General features: G+C 63.7%; 16 protein-coding genes and 1 pseudogene. 5 read left to right on the forward strand and 12 right to left on the reverse strand.

Features of this window, described 5'->3' with window-relative positions; genetic code table 11:
• Positions 1 to 119: 119 nt before the first annotated feature.
• The 3 genes from CAG18_RS09535 to ptsP are packed head-to-tail and all read right to left on the reverse strand — an operon-like array spanning position 120 to position 5,656.
• Positions 120 to 1,859, reverse strand: coding sequence for a PTS fructose-like transporter subunit IIB (locus CAG18_RS09535; RefSeq protein ID WP_015268979.1), 1,740 nt, complete (start codon positions 1,857 to 1,859; stop codon positions 120 to 122).
• A complete protein-coding gene (pfkB, locus tag CAG18_RS09540) occupies positions 1,856 to 2,803 on the reverse strand; it encodes a 1-phosphofructokinase (protein ID WP_085720793.1) in 948 nt (315 codons plus the stop codon). The genes CAG18_RS09535 and pfkB overlap by 4 nt, the downstream gene beginning before the upstream one ends.
• Positions 2,804 to 5,656 carry a phosphoenolpyruvate--protein phosphotransferase gene (gene ptsP, locus CAG18_RS09545; protein ID WP_085720794.1) on the reverse strand — a complete coding sequence of 951 codons (2,853 nt, stop codon included), beginning with the start codon at positions 5,654 to 5,656 and terminating at the stop codon, positions 2,804 to 2,806. It lies immediately after the preceding gene.
• Positions 5,657 to 5,940: 284 nt separating this feature from the next.
• On the opposite strand from ptsP, the gene cra reads away from it, so the two are divergent.
• The gene (gene cra, locus CAG18_RS09550) at positions 5,941 to 6,936 is read left to right on the forward strand and encodes a catabolite repressor/activator (RefSeq protein ID WP_004376064.1); all 996 of its coding nucleotides are present in this window, start codon (positions 5,941 to 5,943) and stop codon (positions 6,934 to 6,936) included.
• 2 nt (positions 6,937 to 6,938) lie between these two features.
• Positions 6,939 to 7,715 (forward strand): TatD family hydrolase, encoded by a 777-nt coding sequence (locus CAG18_RS09555; protein ID WP_085720795.1) that lies wholly within the window; start codon positions 6,939 to 6,941, stop codon positions 7,713 to 7,715.
• Between the two features lie 197 nt (positions 7,716 to 7,912).
• Here CAG18_RS09555 and ampE read toward each other — a convergent pair whose 3' ends face one another.
• The 3 genes from ampE to CAG18_RS09570 form a co-directional block, all read right to left on the reverse strand.
• Positions 7,913 to 8,740, reverse strand: a complete 828-nt coding sequence (gene ampE / locus CAG18_RS09560; RefSeq protein ID WP_085720796.1) for a regulatory signaling modulator protein AmpE — start codon at positions 8,738 to 8,740, stop codon at positions 7,913 to 7,915.
• Positions 8,737 to 9,309, reverse strand: a complete 573-nt coding sequence (gene ampD / locus CAG18_RS09565) for a 1,6-anhydro-N-acetylmuramyl-L-alanine amidase AmpD (protein WP_085720797.1) — start codon at positions 9,307 to 9,309, stop codon at positions 8,737 to 8,739. Before ampD ends, ampE begins: the two co-directional genes overlap by 4 nt.
• A 121-nt stretch (positions 9,310 to 9,430) precedes the next feature.
• Entirely contained in the window at positions 9,431 to 11,590 is a 2,160-nt protein-coding gene (locus CAG18_RS09570) for a DUF1631 domain-containing protein (RefSeq protein WP_085720798.1), read from the reverse strand.
• Between the two features lie 242 nt (positions 11,591 to 11,832).
• Between CAG18_RS09570 and nadC the strand changes: the two genes are divergently transcribed.
• Positions 11,833 to 12,681, forward strand: coding sequence for a carboxylating nicotinate-nucleotide diphosphorylase (gene nadC, locus CAG18_RS09575; RefSeq protein WP_004376060.1), 849 nt, complete (start codon positions 11,833 to 11,835; stop codon positions 12,679 to 12,681).
• A gap of 63 nt (positions 12,682 to 12,744) precedes the next feature.
• Here the strand turns inward: nadC and trxB are convergent, their stop codons facing one another.
• Complete coding sequence (gene trxB, locus CAG18_RS09580; protein WP_085720799.1) at positions 12,745 to 13,707, reverse strand: thioredoxin-disulfide reductase; 963 nt, start codon at positions 13,705 to 13,707, stop codon at positions 12,745 to 12,747.
• 328 nt (positions 13,708 to 14,035) lie between these two features.
• Here trxB and cysZ point away from each other — a divergent pair, with 328 nt between their 5' ends.
• A complete protein-coding gene (cysZ, locus tag CAG18_RS09585; RefSeq protein ID WP_015268971.1) occupies positions 14,036 to 14,764 on the forward strand; it encodes a sulfate transporter CysZ in 729 nt (242 codons plus the stop codon).
• Positions 14,765 to 14,809: 45 nt separating this feature from the next.
• Here the strand turns inward: cysZ and CAG18_RS09590 are convergent, their stop codons facing one another.
• The 4 genes and pseudogenes from CAG18_RS09590 to CAG18_RS27470 form a co-directional block, all read right to left on the reverse strand.
• Complete coding sequence (locus CAG18_RS09590; RefSeq protein ID WP_015268970.1) at positions 14,810 to 15,427, reverse strand: GAD-like domain-containing protein; 618 nt, start codon at positions 15,425 to 15,427, stop codon at positions 14,810 to 14,812.
• A gap of 18 nt (positions 15,428 to 15,445) precedes the next feature.
• The gene (locus CAG18_RS09595) at positions 15,446 to 16,792 is read right to left on the reverse strand and encodes a DUF6861 domain-containing protein (protein WP_085720800.1); all 1,347 of its coding nucleotides are present in this window, start codon (positions 16,790 to 16,792) and stop codon (positions 15,446 to 15,448) included.
• 226 nt (positions 16,793 to 17,018) lie between these two features.
• The gene (locus CAG18_RS27465) at positions 17,019 to 17,450 is read right to left on the reverse strand and encodes a methyl-accepting chemotaxis protein (RefSeq protein WP_371034491.1); all 432 of its coding nucleotides are present in this window, start codon (positions 17,448 to 17,450) and stop codon (positions 17,019 to 17,021) included.
• A gap of 156 nt (positions 17,451 to 17,606) precedes the next feature.
• Positions 17,607 to 18,452, reverse strand: a pseudogene (locus CAG18_RS27470) (PAS domain-containing protein); the annotation flags it as partial.
• Positions 18,453 to 18,508: 56 nt separating this feature from the next.
• Between CAG18_RS27470 and CAG18_RS09605 the strand changes: the two are divergent.
• Entirely contained in the window at positions 18,509 to 19,699 is a 1,191-nt protein-coding gene (locus CAG18_RS09605) for a glycosyltransferase family 1 protein (RefSeq protein WP_015268967.1), read from the forward strand.
• A 128-nt stretch (positions 19,700 to 19,827) separates the two neighbouring features.
• Here CAG18_RS09605 and CAG18_RS09610 read toward each other — a convergent pair whose 3' ends face one another.
• Positions 19,828 to 20,310, reverse strand: a complete 483-nt coding sequence (locus CAG18_RS09610; RefSeq protein ID WP_015268966.1) for a glutathione peroxidase — start codon at positions 20,308 to 20,310, stop codon at positions 19,828 to 19,830.
• Positions 20,311 to 20,377 lie beyond the last annotated feature (67 nt).

Below are 20,377 nucleotides of genomic sequence, written 5' to 3' on the forward strand. Positions count from 1 at the left end.
TGTTCCGGCCTCTTCGCGGGCACGCCCGCTCCCACAGTTACTGCATGATCCTGAAGCTTGCAGTGACCCTGTGGGAGCGGGCGTGCCCGCGAAGAGGCCAGTAAGGCCCGCTGAAATCTCTAACCCTTCACCGGCGCTACCGCCAACTCCACCCGCTCGCTCTTCTTGATCACCGCATACACCACCGCCGTCAGCAGGCTGCCCGCCACGATCGCCAACAAGTACAGCAGCGCATGGTTGATCGCATTGGGTATCAGCAACACGAACAGGCCGCCGTGCGGCGCCATCAGCTTGCAGCCGAAGTACATCGACAATGCCCCGGTCAATGCCCCGCCGGCCACGCTGGCCGGGATCACCCGCAGCGGGTCCTTGGCGGCAAACGGGATCGCCCCTTCGGAGATGAAGCACAGCCCCAGCGCCAGGGCCGCCTTGCCCGCTTCACGCTCGCTCTGGGCAAACTTGCGTCGGGCCAGGAAGCTGGCGATACCCAGGCCAATCGGCGGCACCATGCCGGCGGCCATGGTCGCCGCCATCGGTGCATAGCTCGACGAGGCCAACAGCCCCACCGAGAAGGCATAGGCGGCCTTGTTGATCGGCCCTCCCAGATCGACGCACATCATGCCGCCCAGCAACAGGCCCAAGAGGATGGCATTGGTGGTGCCCATGCTGTCGAGAAAATGCGTGAGCCCTTCCAGCATCGCCGCCACCGGCTGGCCGACCACGTAGATCATCACCAGGCCGGTGAACAGGCTGGCCAGCAGCGGAATGATCAGGATCGGCTTGAGTGCCTCCAGGCTGCTGGGCAGGCGCGCCCAGCGGGCAATGGCCTTGGCGCTGTAGCCGGCGAGGAAGCCGGCGACGATACCACCGATGAAACCGGCGCCCAGGGTGCTGGCCAGCAGGCCGCCGATCATGCCGGGCGCCAACCCCGGGCGGTCGGCGATGGACCAGGCGATGTAGCCCGCCAGCAGCGGCACCATCAACTTGAACGCAGCCTCGCCACCGATCTGCATCAACGCCGCCGGCAAGGTGCCCGCTTCTTTGTAAGCCTCGATACCGAATACGAACGACAGGGCAATCAGCAGGCCGCCAGCCACCACCATCGGCAGCATGAACGACACGCCAGTGAGCAGGTGCTTGTATACCCCGCTCTTCTCGCCCTTGGCTGGCGTGCTCGCCGCTGCGGCATCGCCGCTGTTTTCCACCTTGGCATCAGCCAGGGCCTTGTCGAGGGTCGCGCGGGCCTGCTTGAGGGCGATACCGGTGCCACAACGGTAAATGCGCTTGCCAGCGAAACGCGCGGTGGGCACTTCGATGTCGGCGGCCAGCAGCACTACATCCGCTGCAGCGATGGCTTCGGCAGACAAGGGGTTGCGCGCACCGACCGAGCCCTGGGTCTCGACGGTGAGCTCGTAGCCCAGTTGCTGCGCAGCCTGCTGCAAGGCTTCCGCGGCCATGAATGTATGCGCGACGCCAGTCGGGCAAGCCGTGACGGCGACGATGCGTGCGCCAGCGCTGCCAGTTTCAGCCGGAAGTCCTGGCACCGTGGCCAGCAGACGGGCGTTGGAAGCCGCCTCATCGAGGAAGCCTTCGCGGTCGGCCAAAGCCTGGGATGGCGTGCTCTGGTACACGCGCTTGCCGACGAAACGCTCCAGGTCCACCGGGCCGGTGCTGACCACCAGCACCCAGTCGGCCTCGGCGATCTGCGTGGCGCTCAGTTGCCGCTCGGGGTGGCCGGCATCCTGCACTTCGACGCTGGTACTCCAGCCTCGCCGCTGGGCTGCGGCGGACAGCAAGCGCGCGCTCAGCACGCTTGATACCTGGCCGTTGGGGCAGGCAGTGACAATGGCAATGTTCATCGGCAACCCTCTTTTTGTTCTTTCAGTTGCACGGCAGCTTCCAGACGCGCCAGTTGCTCGCGGTCAAGGATGCCGAAACCAACCTGGGTAACAGCCTGTGCAGCGATGGCGGTTGCACGGGTCAAGGTCTGCGCCGGGGCTTCGCCCTGCAGCAGGCCGTGGACCATGCCGGCCACCAGCGAATCGCCTGCACCCACTGTGCTGGCAACCTGCACCTTGGGCGGGCAAGCATGTACGGCATGGCCGTGGGTGAACCAGCTGACGCCCTGCTCTCCCGCCGACACCACCACGTGTTCGACGCCACTGGCCAGCAGGCGCTCGGCAGCAGCGCGCTGCTGCGCCGGGTTATCCACAGCCAGGCCGAGCACCTCGCCCAACTCTTCGGTATTGGGCTTGACCAGCCAGGGCGAGCTCTGCAGGCCGGCACGCAGGGCTTCGCCGCTGCTGTCCAGGGCCACCTTCAGGCCTTGCGCCTTGAGCTGTTCGAGCAACTGTCGGAACCAGTCGGCGCTGATCCCACGCGGCAGGCTACCAGCCACCACCACCGCATCGTGGCCCGGGGCAACCTGCGCCAGGCAGCGCAGTAATCCACTGCGCGCCGCTTCGTCGACTTCCGGGCCTTGGCCGTTGATGTCGGTGACACGGCCATCGGCTTCGACCAGCTTGATATTACTGCGGGTTTCGCCCGGCACGCGGACAAAGCAGTCGACGAAGCCGCGCCAGTCGATCAGCGCCTCGAAAGGCTGCAGGTTGTCACGCCCGAGGAAGCCGCCAACAGTGACGGTGTGGCCCAGGTCGGCCAGTACCTGGGCAACGTTCAGCCCCTTGCCTGCGGCGTGGCTGTGCTGCTCCTGGCTGCGATTGACCTGCCCTGGGCGCAGGGTACCCAGGCCGATGGTGATATCCAGCGCAGGGTTCAGGGTGAGGGTGAGGATCTTGGCCATTCAGTAACGCTCCACCAGCGCGCGAACCGCTGCGGCGCTGTCCTGTTGCAGGGCCTCGCGCGCCAGGGCGCGGGCCGTCTGGTGATCGGCCTGGCGAACCAGGGCCTTGACTTCGGCAATGCTGCGCGCGGCGACGCTGAGTTCGTCCACGTCCAGTCCCAGCAGCACGGCCACTGCCTGCGGGTCGGCCGCCAGCTCGCCGCACACGCCCACCCACTTGCCATGGGCATGGGCGGCGCGCACGGTCATGTCGATCAGGCTGAGCACCGCCGGGTGCAGGCCGTCGGCCTGGGCCGAGAGGCTGGGGTGACCCCGGTCGATGGCCAAGGTGTACTGGGTCAGGTCGTTGGTGCCTATGCTGAAAAAGTCCACTTCGCGCGCCAATTGTGGTGCCAACAGCGCTGCCGAGGGCACTTCGACCATGATACCCAGTTGCAGGTCGGCTACCGGGATCTCGGCGCGCAGGCGCTCGACCATGGCGCGCGCCTCGCGCCATTCATGCACCTGCCCGACCATCGGGAACATGATGCGCAGCGGGCGCTGGTCGGCAGCGCGCAGCAAGGCGCGCAACTGGTCTTCCATCACCTGCGGGCGCTGCAGGGTAAGGCGTACGCCGCGCACACCGAGGAACGGGTTTTCCTCGGCAGCGATCGGCCAGTACGGCAGCGGCTTGTCGCCACCAACATCGAGGGTGCGCACCACCAGCGGGCGCCCGTCGAGGCCATCGAGCACGCGGCGGTACTCGGCTTCCTGGGTCGCCACGTCCGGGGCCTGGGTGTGGGCCATGAAAATCAACTCGGTGCGCAGCAGGCCCACGCCTTCGGCGCCCTGCTCCACTACCTTGGCGATGCCGTTGCTCTCGCCGATGTTGGCAAACACCTCGACAGCGTGACCATCGCGAGTGACCGCCGGCTCGAAGCGGTTGGCCCAGGCGGCCTGCAAGCGTTGCTCGCGCAGGTCGCGCTCGGCCAGGGCCTTTTGCAGTTCATCCGCCGGCGGCGCCACGCTGACCACGCCACGCTGGCCATCGAGCAGCAACGGCGTGCCGCTGTCCAACAGCAGTATCGACGCCCCCGCGCCCACCACCGCCGGAATACCCAAGGCACGGGCGACGATGGCACTGTGGGCGGTGGCGCCACCCTGGGCGGTGACGATACCGGCGACGCGGCTCGGGTCCAGCCGGGCGACATCGGACGGGCCGACTTCGGTCATTACCAGGACGTAGGGCTGCTCGGGTTCAGCCTGGGCCTGCACGCCACACAACTGCGCCAGCACGCGGCGGCCGATGTCACGCAGGTCGGCAGCACGTTCGGCGAGCAAGGCATCGTGCAGCGACTCCTGTTGACGCGCCGCCGCCTCGATCACTGCCATCCATGCTGCCGCGGCGCTTTCGCCCTGGCCCAGGCGCTGCTCGACATCGTCGCTCAGGGCCGGGTCTGCGAGCATTTCCTGATGGGTGACGAAGATTTCGCCAATGGCCTTGTCGCTGCGCTGGACCAAGGCCTGCAGCTCGCCATTCACGGTCGCCACAGCTTCACGCAGCTTCTGCCGCTCCTGGGCGCAGGACTCACCGCGCAGGGGGTAGTCGAACTCACGCTCGACACACACATGGGCCGGGCCACTGGCAATGCCGGGCGCAGCACCCACGCCGTGGATACGGCTACCGGCCGCGGGCGCTTGCAGCACTTCGGCCGCTGCGCCAGCTACAACCTCAGCACTCTGCGGCAGTGGCTCCACCTCTTCACCCAGGCCTTGTTCGATGGCGGCCAACAGCACCGGCAAGGCATCGGGGGCGATGCCGGGCTCAGCCACCAGTTCCAGTGTCTGGCCACGTCGGGCGCCGAGACTGAGCAGCTTGCTCAGGCTCTTCACCGACACCGCCGGCTGCGCGCTATCCGCCAGCCGCACACGGATTTCCCCATCGAAACCTTTGGCCAGTTGCGCCAATACCTTTGCCGGGCGGGCATGCAAACCGTGCGGGTTGGCCAGCACCACGCGCGCACTGGGCCAGCCTGCCGGCGCCTCACCGCCTAGCACCTCCAGCACCGCGCGGCTGCTGGTGGCCTGGTAGAGCATCTGCCCGCGGCCTTCGATCAGCACTTCGCACAGGCGTTCGAGCAAGGCCTGGTGGGCTGCACCGAGGCTGGCCAGGCAGAACAAGCCGTTGAGCGGTTGGTCGCGGTAACGCAGCGGCTGCTGCGGGGTGATGAAGGCCAGCCCCGGCTGGCGCACCTGGCGCTCGCTGTGCAGCCACCACAGGCCCTCGCCCAGCGGCAGCGGTTCGGCCTGCTGCAGGACGGCGGCAAAACCGCTATCGACGCAGTCGGCGCGCTGTAACAGGCGGGCGCCGCGCCAGGCCAGTTCATCGAAGTCTTCGGCCGGCAGGTTCAGGCCGACCAACTGCGCATCCAGCGCCAGTTCCTGCGGCGCGCCCTGCAACAGTTTCAGCAACGCTTCGGCGGAACCAGCGCGGCGCAATGCCTCCGCGAGGTCGGTCTCGCCCAGGGCACGGGTCAGCAGTTGCAACAGGCGCAGGTGCTCATCGGAACGGGCAGCGATGCCGATAGCCAGATAGACCATCTGGCCATCGCCCCAGTCCACGCCCTCGGGAAACTGCAACAGGCGCACGCCGGTGGCGTACACCAGGTCACGGGTCTGCGGCGTGCCATGGGGGATGGCAATGCCCTGCCCAAGGAAGGTGGAGCCTTGTGCCTCTCGGGCCTGCAGCCCTTGCAGGTATCCCTCGGCGACCAGGCCGTCAGCGACCAGCCGGTCGGCCAGCAGGCGCAATGCCTCGGCCTTGTCGGCGGCCTTCTGGCCCATGGCTATCTGCTCCTTGGCGAGCTCGAGCATGACCTTCTCCTTTTGCAGTTCCCGGTCGGGTACTGGAGTATTGTTGTGGAATTCACATGAACGGCCAGTTCAACAGCCTTGCACCGATGGCAGCCGAGGCAGAAAATTCGGCAGCTGAAACGATTAACCTGACCAGACGGCCACGTTACTCGATAATCTGCCGATGAAAAAGCCCCATCCTGTCGGACAATTGCGACAATGGTCGTCTGCGCGTGGCGCCCTCGCCGGGTCAAACTACCCGGTCAGGGCTCACAGCCAGCCCCGGTAATAACAAGGAAAATTCGGTGAAACTCAGCGATATCGCCCGTCTGGCCGGTGTGTCCGTGACCACTGCCAGCTACGTCATCAATGGCAAGGCCGAACAGCAGCGCATCAGCAACAGCACTGTCGAGCGGGTACGCGCGGTGGTCGAGGCCCACGGCTTCACCCCCAACCCGCAGGCCGCTGGCCTGCGCAGCCGGCATACCCGCACTCTGGGCTTCATTCTCCCGGATCTGGAGAACCCCAGCTACGCCCGCATTGCCAAGCAGCTCGAACAAGGTGCCCGCGCCCGTGGCTACCAATTGCTGATTGCCAGCAGCGACGACCAGCCCGACAGCGAGCGCCAGTTGCAACAGCTGTTCCGCGCCCGCCGTTGCGATGCACTGTTCGTCGCCAGCTGCCTGCCGCCAGAAGACGACAGCTACCGCGAGCTGCAGGACAAAGGCCTGCCGGTAATCGCCATCGACCGCCGCCTGGACCCTGCGCACTTCTGCTCGGTGATCAGCGACGACCGCGACGCCAGCCGCCAGCTGGCCGCCAGCTTGCTGAGCGCCGCCCCGCGCAGTATCGCCTTGATCGGCGCCCGCCCCGAGCTGTCGGTCAGCCAGGCACGTGCCGGTGGCTTCGACGAAGCCCTGCAAGGCTATGCCGGCGAGGTTCGCCGCTATCAGGGCGAAGCGTTCAGCCGAGAGTGCGGCCAGCGCCTGATGCAGCAACTGATCGATGACCTTGGCGGCCTGCCGGATGCCCTGGTGACAACCTCCTACGTGCTGCTGCAAGGGGTGTTCGACACCCTGCAGGCGCGCACTGCCGACTCACGCCAGCTGCAGCTGGGTACCTTTGGCGACAACCAGTTGCTCGACTTCCTGCCGCTGCCAGTCAATGCCATGGCCCAGCAGCATGGCCTGATTGCCGCCACAGCGCTGGAACTGGCACTGGCCGCGATCGAGGACAAACGCTACGAACCTGGCGTGCATGCCGTCGGTCGAACGTTCAAGCAACGTATTACAGCGGCCTGAACATGCGCCTGATCGACACCCACACCCACCTGGACTTCCCCGACTTCGACGCCGACCGCCCACAACTGTTGGCCAACGCGGCGTCGCGCGGGGTGGAGAGGATGGTGGTGCTGGGGGTGTACCAGGCAAATTTCCAGCGGGTATGGGACCTGGCCTGTGCCGATCAGCGCCTGTTCGCCGCACTCGGCCTGCATCCGGTCTACCTCGACCAGCATCATCCCGAGCACCTGGCGCAGTTGCGCGAGTGGCTGCAGCGCCTGCGCGGCGACCCACGGCTATGTGCCGTGGGCGAGTTTGGCCTGGACTATTACCTCGAAGACCTGGACAAGGCCCGCCAGCAGGCGCTGTTCGAAGCGCAACTGCAGATGGCCTGCGACTTTGAACTGCCCGCCCTGCTCCACGTGCGCCGCAGCCATGCGCAGGTGATCGCCACGCTCAAGCGCTACAAGCCGGCGCGGGCGGGGGTGATACATGCGTTTGCCGGCAGTTACGAAGAGGCCCGCGAGTACATCAAGCTGGGCTTCCGGCTTGGGCTTGGCGGTGCGGGTACCTGGCCGCAGGCCCTACGGCTGCGCAAGACCCTGGCGCGGTTGCCGCTGGACAGCGTGGTGCTGGAGACCGATGCGCCGGACATGGCGCCGGTCATGTTCCCCGGGGTAAGGAACAGCCCGGAACACCTGCCGGAGATTGCCGGGGCGCTGGCGCAGGTGATGGGTGTGGAAGTTGGCGAACTGGCTGAGGCCAGTAGTCGCAACGCTTGCGAGTTGTTTCGCTGGTAGCAGCTGTGTGCCCGTGCCGGACTCTTCGCGGGTAAACCCGCTCCCACAGGTACAGCGCTACCCTCAGGATTTGCACAGCCCCTGTAGGAGCGGCCTTGTGTCGCGAAAGGGCCGCAACGCGGCCCCGGCAATCTAAGCGGCGAAGCTGAAAACCTGGGGCTGCTACGCTCCTGCAAGGAGCCGCGCCTAGCTTCAGATCAGACTAGAACCGTCCACAGCGCAAACCCGGCATACCACAGCACCGCACAGCGCAGCAGCAGTTCCCACAGGCTGTCCAGCCGCCCCAGCCCGCGCTGGCTGTCTTCTTCGGGAATGTCATCGGCAATGCGCCCGACCCTGGCAACCAGGTGGGCGGCGCTGATGTGCCAGTTGAGCACCTCGTGCAGCATCACCCGGGTGACCGCGAGAAAGTTGCCGACCAGGGCGAAACTCAAGGCCAGCACCCGTACCGGCAGCCAGTCCATGATATGCCTGAGCTGCTCGGCACGGGCCTTCAACGTCGGTTGCTTGCTGTGTTCGCCACACAGAGCCAGCAAGCGATAGGCCAGGGCTGCACCCGGGCCCAGCACGAAGTACCAGAAGATCACCGCGAAAAAGCCCTGGTACACCTGCCACAGCAGGTTGCCCTGCACCTGCACCAACAGGCTTTGCGGCTCGTCGGCCGCCAGACCTAGGTCGCGCTCGGCCACGTGCAGCGCGGCCTGGTCATCACCGCGCCGCCAGGCATCACGGAACGGCCCCATCGATGCCTTGGCATCGCCGCGGCCCAGGCTGTAGATCAGCACCAGCAGGTGCACCGGCAACGCCAGCAAGCCATACGCCACCGGGTCCAGAACATGCAGCAGCAAAACCAGCAGCGCTACCGGTGCCAACACCAGAATGGCCAGCGTCCACCATGGGTGCACCTTGCCGCTGCGCTCCAGGCGCACCAGTTCGCCAAGGAAGAACCCATCGCGCTGCACCTGATGGCGCAGGGCCGAGAACTTCTCGACCCAAAGCGCCAGCAACAACACCAGAAAACTCATGCCTTTTCCTCGTTTTGCTGCAGCGCCTTTCGGTAGCGCGGCCAGTCGAAGGCCGGGCCGGGGTCGGTCTTGCGCAGCGGGGCAATGTCGCTATGGCCCTGGATGCGGTCCAGCCCGATGGCCGGCCAGGCACCGCGGATGTGCCGGGTAAGTTGCTCCAGCACCGCGTACTGGGCATCGGTATAGGGCAGGTCGTCGGTGCCTTCCAGTTCTATACCGATGGAGAAATCGTTACAGCCTTCACGCCCGTCGAAGCACGACACACCAGCATGCCAGGCGCGGTCGAGCAACGACACGAACTGGGTCACCGCACCGTCACGCTCGACGAACAGGTGCGCCGATACGGTCAGGTGGTTGATGCTGGCGAAGTACGAGTGCTCATTGGGGTCCAGGCGGTTCTGGAAGAATTGCTGGACCTTGCCGGTACCGAAGCAGGCCGGCGGCAGGCTGATGTTGTGAATAACCAGCAGGGAAATCGATTCGCCTTCGGGGCGAGCATTGAAGTTCGGCGAGGGGCAGTGGGTGATTCCGATTCCGTGGAACCAGCCAGTGGCACGGTCCAATTGCATGGGGCAGATCCTGAGAGCGCCGTGAACAGGTAGACAGTATGCCCTTTGGCCAACAGCGTTTGCATGTGAATGATTGTAATACCCGCTCCCACAGGGATCGCGCAAACCTGCAGATCTTGCGCTAGACAGGTACCCCTACGCGAAGCGTTTCGAGTACTGCTTCCAGCGCGCGCTCGAACAAAAGCCCGTCATCCAGCACCCGCACCTCACCTCGATGCAGTGCCCGGGCCAGGCTGGCCCCGTTCCATTCGCGTACTTTCATGCCGGTGCGGTTGGCGAACACCAGCCGGTCGCTACTGTCGACGCGCGCCACCAGTTTGCAGCGCAGCGGTTCGTCCTCGTCCAGCACTTCTACCCAGGTACCGATACGCAGGCGCTGCACCTGACGCACGGCCACAGCCTGCCCGTCGGCAAACTGCGACGGAGCACAAGCGGGTTCCTCGGCAATCGCCAGGACGATGTCCTCGGCCACCAGCACTTCGCTCAAGGGCTGGCCCTCAGTGCCGGGCTGCATCGCGGTACCCGCGCAGGCACGCAGGTGCAGCTGTTCCAGTTGCAGGAAGAATTCGCGGGTCGCTGCCGAGTCCAGGGCCACGCTGGCCAGGCCATCGCGCAGTGCCTTGAGCAGGCCCGGTACCTGCTGCAGCAAGGCATGCGGCTCATGCGGCGGAGTGATGCTGGTCAGCAGCGTGTCCATCGTCTGCAAGGCATCCCGCCAGGCCTGGGATGCTTCACCTTGCTTGAGCCAGGCCAGCAGCAGTACCTGGCTCCAGGCTTGCACCAGCATCTGTACCACCACCTGCGGCAATAACCTGCCGCGCAGCCGTTGGTTGAGAGCATGCTGCACCTGCTGCCTGGCCTGCAGTGTTCGGGCACGCCCTTCTTCGGCGTCGCGGGTGCGTTGTTCGAGCAGTTCGTTGCGCCGCCGCTCGTCCTGGTTAAAAGCGAGGAAGTCTTCGAGCAGTTCGGAGAACAGGCTGGTATCTTCGGCAAAATCATTGAGAAGGCGCTGGACGATACGCTCCACCCGCAGGTGCAGGCTGTCACGCATACCGTCGCCGCCACATTCCCAGCCGATTGCCGCGCCAGCGATCTCGTTGAGCAGCCGGCGGGCCGGGTGGCTGGCACGACTGAGCAGCCCCTTGTCCAACAGGGCCACTTTAAGCAGCGGAATGTGCAAACGCCCGATCAGCGCACGCAGGCTGGCCGGCAAGTTGTCGTCGTCCTGGATGAAGGCGAACAGCAGGCCAACCAGGTTGATCATGTCCTCGTCGGCAACATCGATACGCCGGCGTGTGCCGCTGCGCACGCTGACCCGCAACAGCAATTGTTCAAGCTGTTGGCCAAGTTCGAAATCGTCGGCCTCGTGGGTAGCGGGCACATAGTGCTGCAAATGCGAAAGCAGGCGCAGCAGGTCGGCGGTGCTGATTGGCTGGGCGGCGGCCACCGCCTGCAAACGAGGCGCGAACTTTCCACGCACCGGGGCCAGCAGTGTTTGCAACGAGGCAAAGAAAGCCTGCCCTGCCGCGTCCGAGCCCACCTCGTGACCCAGGTTCGCCGGCCCACGACCTGCGCTCATGCGCCGATCTTCGGCACGCCGACGTGGTGCCGACGGCAATTCAGGCAGTACACCGGCGGCGGCCAGCAACTGGTTGGCTTCGCCATAGATCACGTCGGCATCGCGCAACACATAGCGCTCGAACAGTTTGAGCAGGACCAGCTTGACCCGCAGGCCAACCCCCAGGTTGCGGCCAGCGTCGAGGAAGTAGCCGCACAGCGCTGCGGGCCCCAGCGGGTTGTGCTGCTCGTGCAGGGGGCGGTCGAGCAGTACCTGCAAGCGCAGGCCCAGTTGCTGCAGGGCAATACCGTCGCGTGACAGCACACGCGCGACCATGCCTTCTATCGCGCCAGCCCGTTCCACGTGGGCCTTGCTGCGCAGGTTGCCCGGCTCGACCATGTGCGCCAGCAGGTCAACCTGGCCGATACGGGCAAAGGCATCATAGAACGTGTCGAGAAAACCGCGCTCGATGCTCTTGCGCTTCAGGCGCAGGTCGCGCATGGCCTCGAAGTACAGGTTCTGGTCACCGCGGTCCAAGGCCTTGTCGGCCATCTCGAAGAGGGTGTCGTCAGCATTGTCGAACAAGCCCTGCAGGCCCTGACGCAACTGCAAGGCGGCCTTGTCGCGCACCTGCAGGAGCAATACCGGAAGGCAAGGCAGAGGCGTACGCCCGCCTCGATCGATGGCTGCCGCCAAGGGCACCACCTTGCCTTCTTTTTGCATCCTGTACTCCTTGCAGGGTGTCTCGCCCGAAGGGGCTGAAGATCGTCAAAGTCATGACGCCAAATACTGGTCACCATTATCGGTAAAAATCCACACAGCTGCCAGCGCCGTTTCACTAGCTGGCTAATGACCCTGATTTACCCCGCCTGCTCACACCGGCCGACCAAAGGTCATCGCCGAGGCGACTGTACACACCGGCCCCCTGCCCTATAATCGCCGGCATCTAGCTTGTGGAGCCGACCATGCCGAACCTACGCCTTGCCGACCTGACCGCTGAAATCGAAGCCAATGTGCGCCGTGCGCTGTTGGAGGACATCGGCAGTGGCGATATCACCGCGCAGTTGATCCCGGCCGAGCGCCTGGCCAAGGCGACCATCATTACCCGCGAAGACTGCGTGATCGCCGGCACCGCCTGGGTCGATGCCGTGTTCCGCCAACTCGACCCACGCGTGGCCGTGCACTGGCAGGTGGCCGATGGCGAGCGCGCCACGGCTAACCAGCCGCTGTTCCATCTGGAGGGCCCCGCGCGTTCGCTGCTCAGTGGTGAGCGCAGTGCATTGAACTTCCTGCAGATGCTGTCGGGTGTCGCCACTCGTGCGCGCTTCCTTGCCGACCTGGTGGAAGGCACCCAGGTACGCCTGCTGGACACCCGCAAGACCCTGCCGGGCCTGCGCCTGGCGCAGAAGTATGCAGTGACCTGCGGCGGTTGCGACAACCACCGCATCGGCCTGTACGACGCCTTCCTGATCAAGGAAAACCACATCGCAGCCAGCGGCGGCGTGGCCGCGGCCGTGGCGGCGGCGCACCGCATTGCGCCGGGCAAGCCGGTGGAAATCGAAGTGGAAAGCCTGGATGAGCTGCGCCAGGCACTGGCCGCTGGTGCCGACATCATCATGCTCGACGAGCTGACCCTGGAAGAGATGCGCGAAGCAGTGCGCATTACTGCGGGCAAGGCCAAGCTGGAAGCCAGTGGCGGGGTCAACGAGACGACCTTGCGGGTGATTGCCGAGACTGGGGTGGACTACATCTCGATTGGTGCCATGACCAAGGATGTGAAGGCGGTGGACCTGTCGATGCGTTTGAGCCTGTAAGCTGATTGCAGGCATGAAAAAACCGGCCTCAGGGCCGGTTTTTTCATTGGGGGCGCTCTCGGATCAGAACGAAGCGTTGGCCAGCCCATCCAGGTAACGCTCGACATCCAGCGCCGCCATGCAGCCGGCACCGGCCGAGGTAATGGCCTGGCGATAAACGTGGTCGGCCACGTCACCGGCGGCGAACACGCCCTCGATGTTGGTGGCGGTGGCATTGCCCTCACGGCCGCCGTTGACCACCAGGTAGCCGTCCTTGAGGGTCAGCTGGCCTTCGAACAGCGAGGTGTTCGGGGTGTGGCCAATGGCGATGAACACGCCGTCGACCTTGATTTCGTCGCTGCTGCCATCGTTGTTCTTCAGGCGCGCACCAGTCACGCCCATGTTGTCACCCAGCACTTCGTCCAGGGTGGCGTTGAGCTTGAGCTCGATCTTGCCTTCGGCCACACGGGCGTGCAGCTTGTCGACCAGGATCTTCTCGGCGCGGAAGGTATCGCGACGGTGTACCAGAGTCACCTTGCTGGCGATGTTGGCCAGGTACAGCGCCTCTTCCACGGCAGTGTTGCCGCCACCCACCACGGCGACCGGCTTGTTGCGGTAGAAGAAGCCGTCGCAGGTGGCACAGGCCGAAACACCCTTGCCCATGAAGGTTTCTTCCGACGGCAGGCCCAGGTAGCGGGCGCTGGCGCCAGTGGCGATGATCAACGCGTCACAGGTGTACTTGCCGCTGTCACCCTGCAGGGTGAAGGGTTTGTTGGCCAGGTCGACGGCGTTGATGTGGTCGAAGACGATTTCGGTTTCGAAACGCTCGGCGTGTTCCTGCATGCGCTGCATCAGCGCAGGCCCGGTCAGGCCGTGGGGGTCGCCCGGCCAGTTGTCGACTTCGGTGGTAGTGGTCAGCTGGCCACCGGCCTGCATGCCGGTGATCAGCAGCGGGTTGAGGTTGGCACGGGCGGCATACACCGCGGCGCTGTAACCGGCAGGGCCGGAACCGAGAATGATGACGCGCGAATGACGTACTTCAGACATGTCGAACTCCTGTCGAGCGGGCCGCAGGGCCGGCATCGGTGTACCGGCTGCGCCTGCCTGGAAATTAAAAAGGACCCACGCAGCACTTGGGGAAGGCTACAACGCGCAGGCCCATAAAGCGGAAAGTGAGCGCACTGTAGCGAGGTCGCAAAGATTAAGGAAATATCCTTCGACAATCCACCTCATAGCCATCGTCTATTCAGCGATTTGATCGATAGCCAAGCCCTGCTGCTTTTGTTACAGCCCGTTTCCCGCCCGCTGCCCGCCTTTCGTCGGCGCGGCAAACTCGGTAAGGTCAGCGCGTTTTCCTTCTCTGCGGAGTCTCTCGATGCAAGCCCCTGTACTCTCTGGCCCCCAGTACCTGCGCGAAGGCCTGAAACTGGTGCTGAGCCCCAATCTGCGGTTGTTCGTGCTGCTGCCGCTGGCGGTCAACCTGCTGCTGTTTGGCGGTCTGATCTACTTCGCCGGCCACCAATTCAGCCTGTGGGTGGACGCCCTGATGCCGAGCTTGCCGAGCTGGCTGAGCTTTCTCACCTACATCCTCTGGCCGCTGTTCGTCGCCCTGGTGGTGCTGATGGTGTTCTTCACCTTCACCCTGGTGGCCAACATCATCGCCGCGCCGTTCAATGGCTTTCTGGCGGAAAAGGTCGAGGTTGTGGTGCGTGGCGAGGACAATTTCCCCGCGTTCAGCTGGGGCGAACTGGTGGCCATGGTGCCACGTACCTTCGGCCGTGAAATGCGCAAGCTGGGCTACTTCCTGCCGCGGGCCATCGGCCTGTTCATCCTGTCGCTGATCCCGGTGGTCAACGTGGTGGCGGCGCCGCTTTGGCTGATCTTCGGGGTGTGGATGATGGCTATCCAGTACATCGACTACCCGGCGGACAACAACAAAATGAGCTGGCAGGACATGCTCGCCTGGCTGCGCCAGAAACGCTGGCAGAGTCTGGGCTTTGGCGGCATTACCTACCTGGCGTTGATGATCCCGCTGGTGAACGTGCTGATGATGCCGGCGGCGGTGGCCGGGGCTACGTTGTTCTGGGTGCGGGAGCGGAACTGAAGGGGCGAGGGGCTGCAGGGCAGCCCCTTTTTGTGGATTGCATTTTCAAAAGTCGGAGAAACTGTAGGGCTCGAGGGTGGCAATCTGAGAAAGCAGTATTAGATGCTCCACTGCCTTAACCTTCTCAAGGTTAGCAAGGTCGCTTGAGCCGCCGAACGCCAGGGCTGGAACGAACCCATACATTTCATCATGCTTTAGCATGCCCAGTTTTTTCTTTGCTGGCTCGAACATGCCATCAAAGTCAACAGACGCCTTCTCTTTCCCAAGGAAGAAACCTTGCACTTCCCTGTCCATATCCGCCGCCGTCAACTCATATTCACTTCCCCTATATCGTGAAATATGAGCCAAAATCTTTACTGAGAAACCCGTTTGCTCCCCAAAGAGATACAGGTCACCAAATGCACCGCGAGCGATCAGGTGGTATCTATCCCGCCTCTCCAATATTGTGCCTTCGATAAGCGAGGCAGTTACCTCTTCATATTCCTGGGGATTGACAGTCCAAAATATCCCGTCACCATATCCGCACCAACCGTGCTCACACCAATACTCTAACAATTTGTTCGGCAAGATCCCTCTGTATCGATCCAGACTTGAGAGAGGAACCTCCTGTCGAAAAAACGGCTCACCAACTTGCTCTACAAACAGGGAAAAAATCTCATCCACGGCGAAACCCTCAAGCAACTAGCATTTATGCAGTTTTACATTTAACAGGCCTGACCCCACACCCGATCTTGAAGCTTTCTCGGCAGCAGCTTTCAAACCATAAACTCTGCTTTTCCATTGTGGGCCTATGCTCGAGTTAACTTGCCTGTCGCCAAAGTCAGAAATAGTATCCCGTCCACCGGCGATCAAGTCAGGATTATGCAAAGCTGCGAGAGATGACATGGTTTCCTTTGCTTGCTTCACCGAGAGCTTTCTAGCTTCAATGGCACTCATAGTTTTCATCAGATCCCTCTGAATCCTCTCCTGCAACTTATCATAAAGTTCCTTTCTCGCTATTTTTGCAATGTGCGGATCTCGCTTGGCCGGATTAGCGATATTTTCGAGAAACTCTTCAACCGTCAGCCGATTCAACCCATCCTGCTGCCCCTTCAGCTGCCGTTCAAACTCGCCATGCTTGGCGGGTGGCAATTTGTCTGCCTTGAAGCACGCCACGGTATGCAGCGGGATGCTACCGGGCTTCCCTGTCGAGGGCTCCTTGTCTTTCCCTGCCGGCCGATCAGGCTGCATCGGCTGCGGCTCACCCACCGCCCCCTTGCGCCGCTCCGGTACCTGCAGGTCTGGCCGTTTCTTCAAGCCCTCTTCATGCTTGAGCATCCATTGCCCCAGCCGCGCACCTTTGCGGCTGGCCGCCATTTCCTGGGCCAGCACCCGGGCATCGCCGCGGCCGCGGGTGAGGTACGACACGATCGCCCCCAACAACAGCAGCACGACTTCCACATGGCCTTGGGCAATTTGATGCGTGGCCCGGGATATCGCATAGGGGTCGTCCCGGCAGAACGGGCCCGTGCCTTCATTGCCGCAGGAGCCTTCCCAGGCGAAGCGAATGCCATCGACGTAGTACTCGCCGATACGCGGCAAGCCCTCGATGAAGAACTCGGCGATGGAGGCCAGCCCCAGCGCGCCGAGGATCCAGCCACTGACCTTGAGGCCCATGGCCGCGCCCGCGCCGGCGAACGGAATGGTTCCGGCGCCGCCGGCGAATGCGCCAACCCCCGCGCCAAGCAGGCCACCGGTAATGGTGCTGCCGGCGACGATCATCGCCATCTGCCGCACGACCATCAGCAGTTCGTCGACGATGCTGTTGATGTCGAGGTCGGCGAAGCGCTGGCGCAGCATGTGCGCCGCCTGCCATTCGGCGTGGTAGAAGGCGGTGCGGACAGCTTCGATCCGGCGCAGGTTGAGGCCTAGCGAGGCGACCTCTTCATTGAGGCTGGTGCGGAACTGGCCACCGCTTTGGTAGCCCACCAGGGCGATGACACGTGACTCGATCTCGTGCCAGGAGGGCACGAGGTAATCCAGGTACATGAGGTGTCTCCCTGACAGCGTGGGCAGGGGGAAATCCCATCATGGATTCGGATCGGAGGTTTCTGAGTCAGTTGTAGGAAAATGCGACTTCTTTTACAGCAGGTTCAGCGAAGTTGAGCTGTTCAGCCGGCACCATGGACAAGGTTGGGGATCTTTGTCGTGCCTGAGATCGAGCCCCATCTGGGCGGGGGCTCGACTGCATAGGCGCTACAAACCTCAGGCCATATCAAAGACTCAACTGGCTGGAAAACTGCCCCACCACATCCACCACCCGCTTCGCACCATCCTGAATCTCGACGATCACGCTCCCTGTCTCGTCCGCCAGTGCCAGGCCCTGCTCGGCCTGGCGCTTGCTGGTGTCGATGATCGCCACTGCCGCTTGGGCCAGTTGCTCGTTCTGCTGTACCACGCGGGCGATTTCCTCGGTGGCGGTGCTGGTGCGCGAGGCCAGTTGGCGCACTTCATCGGCAACCACGGCAAACCCACGCCCTTGTTCGCCAGCGCGGGCCGCTTCGATGGCCGCGTTCAGCGCCAGCAGGTTGGTCTGCCCGGCAATGTCGCTGATGGTCTTGATGATCGAGCCGATCACCCGCGACTGGGTATCCAGTGCCTGGATACCCTCTGCCGCCTCTTGCATCGATGCTTCCAGCCCGCGCATCACGCTGACGCTCTGGGTGACCACATCGGTGGCCTTGCGGGCACTGGAATCGGTACCCAGCGAGGTGTTGTAGGCGACATCCGCCGCCTCGGCCACCGCCTGCTCCTGGTTGACCTGATCGGTGATGACGGTGGCGAACTTCACCACCTTGTACAGCACGTCATGGGCATCGAAAATCGGGTTGTATGAAGCTTCCAGCCAGACCACCCGGCCGTGGGCATCGATACGCTTGAAGCGGTCGGCAACGTACTCGCCACGGCGCAGCTTGTCCCAGAACGCCTGGTAGCCGGCCGAGTTGGCCTCCTCCGGCTCGCAGAAGATGCGGTGATGCTTGCCCCGGATCTGCTCCAGGCGGTAACCGACAGCGCCCAGGAACCGGTCGTTGGCAGTGAGGATGGTGCCATCGAGATCGAACTCGATCACCGCGGTGGAGCGCATCAGGGCCTTGATCAGGCTTTCGTGCTCGCGGGAGGTCTCGATGGTGCGGGTAAGGTCGCTGGAATGCAGCGTGAAATACTTGATGCGCCCCTCGCTGTTCTTGACCGGCTGCAGGATGGACCGTAACCAGGCTTCCTGGCCATTGCCACGCAGCAGGCGGAATGCACCGTTCAGGTGTTCACCGCGGCTGATTGCGCCCTTCATGCGCTGGTAGAAATCCAGCGTCTTCACATGGGCGGGGACGATGTCCTCGATGTTGCGCCCAAGCAATTGTTCGGCACGGTAGAGCATCTCGCTCTCGAAGTTGCCGTTGACCATCTCGATCCGCCCCTGTGGGTCGAGTTGCAGTACCAGCATCTCGCTGTCGAGGCTACTCTTGACCTGTTCGATGGACATCAGGTCTTCGCGCAGCTGCCGTATTTCTTGCTTGAGCTTGTTGTTGAACATCACCGCTCTCCTGGAGCGCATTGTCGAATGCATCTTCATCGGCTGCCGATGCCCCCTCTTGAGCACCCATGCAAGGAAAAATTCACAAGGCGAAAAGCGTCGGCGATCAGGCGTCATCTGTACGTCACATGACAGTCACATTGGCGCAATCCAGCAGGCGGACACTTTTTGTCATGAATACACCCGCCCTACGCATTTCCCTGGTCAGCGAAACCTTCCCACCCGAGATCAACGGCGTGGCCAACACCCTTGGCCGCCTCAGCGAGGGGTTGCGCCAACGCGGCCATGAGATCGAAGTGGTGCGCCCACGCCAGGCCGGAGAAGCACCGCGGCACAGCGACCCGAACCTGATGCTGTGCCGTGGCTGGCCACTGCCTGGCTACCCGGGCTTGCAGTGGGGCGAGGTATCGATGCACAAGCTGTTGCGCCGCTGGCGTCGACAGCGCCCGGATGTGCTGTACATCGCCACCGAGGGGCCGCTTGGGCTCAGTGCACTGCGCGCGGCCCGGCGCCTCGGGGTTGCGGTGGTCAGTGGCTTCCACACCAACTTCCCGCAGTATTCCGGCCAGTACGGGCTGGGCCTGCTGACGCGCCTGCTCACCAACTACCTGCGCTGGTTCCATCGGCGCACGGCGATCACCCTGGTACCCAGCCTCAGCCAGCGCCTGGAGCTCGAACGCCGTGGCTTCGAACGCCTGGAGCTACTGGCCCGGGGGGTCGATGCCTGCCTGTTCAACCCGGCCCGGCGCAACCCCGCATTACGGGAAAGCTGGGGGCTCGGCCCGGATGATATCGCCGTGCTGCATGTGGGGCGGCTGGCGGCAGAAAAGAACCTGGGCTTGCTGCGCCCAAGCCTGGAGGCCCTGCAGAAAGCTTATCCACACAAACGTCTGCGCCTGATCATGGTCGGTGACGGCCCGCAGCGTGCCGCCCTCGAACAGCAGGTACCGGATGCCATGTTCTGCGGCGCCCAGCGTGGCGAGGTGCTGGCCGAACACTATGCCAGCGGTGACCTGTTCCTGTTTCCGAGCCTGACCGAAACCTTTGGCAATGTGGTGCTCGAAGCCATGGCCTCCGGGTTGGCGGTGGTCGCCTATGACGAGGCGGCCGCCGCGCAGCATATTCGCCATGGCCATAGCGGTGCGCTGGCCATGCCGGGGGATCAGGCGGCGTTCATCGATGCAGCCTGCTGGCTGCTGGAGGAAGAAGAGACGTTACGGCGGGTGCGCCTGAATGCGCGAAAGCATGCCAGCCACCAAGGATGGCCAGGGATTGTCGAGCAGTTTGAGGGGTATCTGCATGCAGCCCGGAACCAGGCTGCGACCTCGCCAGCTTCGAGGCTGGGTGCTACGCGATCTGTGTAGGAGCGGCCTTGTGCCGCGAATGGGCCGCGAAGCGGCCCCAGGCATTCGGCATCATGGCAGCCATCGTGGGCCGCGCTGCGGCCCATTCGCGGCACTAGGCCGCTCCTACAGGGACCGCGTCAGGCGCTTCAGGCCAAGGCTTTCTCGATAGCCTGCACCACCGCAGGATCATCCGGCGCAGTGCGCGGCGAAAAACGCGCCAGCACCCGCCCGTCCTTGCCCACCAGGAACTTCTCGAAGTTCCAGGTAATGTCGCCCGGGAACTCTGCCCCCTCACCCGCCAGCAGGCGGTACAGCGAATGGCGCTGCGGCCCGTTGACCTCCAGCTTGGCACCCAGCGGGAAGCTCACCCCGTAGTTGAGGCTGCAGAACTCCTGGATTTCCTTTTCGCTGCCAGGCTCCTGCCCGGCAAACTGGTTGCACGGCAGGCCAAGCACGTTGAAGCCCTTGTCCTTGTAATTCTGGTAGAGGTTCTCCAGGGCCTTGTATTGCGGCGTGAGACCACACTTGGAGGCAACGTTGACCACCAGCACCACTTGGCCCTTGAACGGTGCGAGGGGCAGCTCCCCGCCGTTCAACGCGTCCAGTTTCAGGTCGTGAAATGCACTCATGATGAATCCCCTCTCAGGTTCCCGGTTGCCGCGCAGGCGAATTACGCCCACTAAAAAGGCGCTCGTC

This window comes from Pseudomonas sp. B22(2017), assembly GCF_002113105.1.
Taxonomy (GTDB): Bacteria; Pseudomonadota; Gammaproteobacteria; order Pseudomonadales; family Pseudomonadaceae; genus Aquipseudomonas; species Aquipseudomonas asiatica.

Bases quoted from the DNA above. Each gene is read 5' to 3' on its own strand.
- CAG18_RS09535 (WP_015268979.1), bottom strand. From the start codon at position 1,859: ATGAACATTGCCATTGTCACTGCCTGCCCCAACGGCCAGGTATCAAGC.
- pfkB (WP_085720793.1), bottom strand. From the start codon at position 2,803: ATGGCCAAGATCCTCACCCTCACCCTGAACCCTGCGCTGGATATCACC.
- ptsP (WP_085720794.1), bottom strand. From the start codon at position 5,656: ATGCTCGAGCTCGCCAAGGAGCAGATAGCCATGGGCCAGAAGGCCGCC.
- CAG18_RS09555 (WP_085720795.1), top strand. From the start codon at position 6,939: ATGCGCCTGATCGACACCCACACCCACCTGGACTTCCCCGACTTCGAC.
- ampE (WP_085720796.1), bottom strand. From the start codon at position 8,740: ATGAGTTTTCTGGTGTTGTTGCTGGCGCTTTGGGTCGAGAAGTTCTCG.
- ampD (WP_085720797.1), bottom strand. From the start codon at position 9,309: ATGCAATTGGACCGTGCCACTGGCTGGTTCCACGGAATCGGAATCACC.
- CAG18_RS09570 (WP_085720798.1), bottom strand. From the start codon at position 11,590: ATGCAAAAAGAAGGCAAGGTGGTGCCCTTGGCGGCAGCCATCGATCGA.
- nadC (WP_004376060.1), top strand. From the start codon at position 11,833: ATGCCGAACCTACGCCTTGCCGACCTGACCGCTGAAATCGAAGCCAAT.
- trxB (WP_085720799.1), bottom strand. From the start codon at position 13,707: ATGTCTGAAGTACGTCATTCGCGCGTCATCATTCTCGGTTCCGGCCCT.
- cysZ (WP_015268971.1), top strand. From the start codon at position 14,036: ATGCAAGCCCCTGTACTCTCTGGCCCCCAGTACCTGCGCGAAGGCCTG.
- CAG18_RS09595 (WP_085720800.1), bottom strand. From the start codon at position 16,792: ATGTACCTGGATTACCTCGTGCCCTCCTGGCACGAGATCGAGTCACGT.
- CAG18_RS27465 (WP_371034491.1), bottom strand. From the start codon at position 17,450: ATGCGCGGGCTGGAAGCATCGATGCAAGAGGCGGCAGAGGGTATCCAG.
- CAG18_RS09605 (WP_015268967.1), top strand. From the start codon at position 18,509: ATGAATACACCCGCCCTACGCATTTCCCTGGTCAGCGAAACCTTCCCA.
- CAG18_RS09610 (WP_015268966.1), bottom strand. From the start codon at position 20,310: ATGAGTGCATTTCACGACCTGAAACTGGACGCGTTGAACGGCGGGGAG.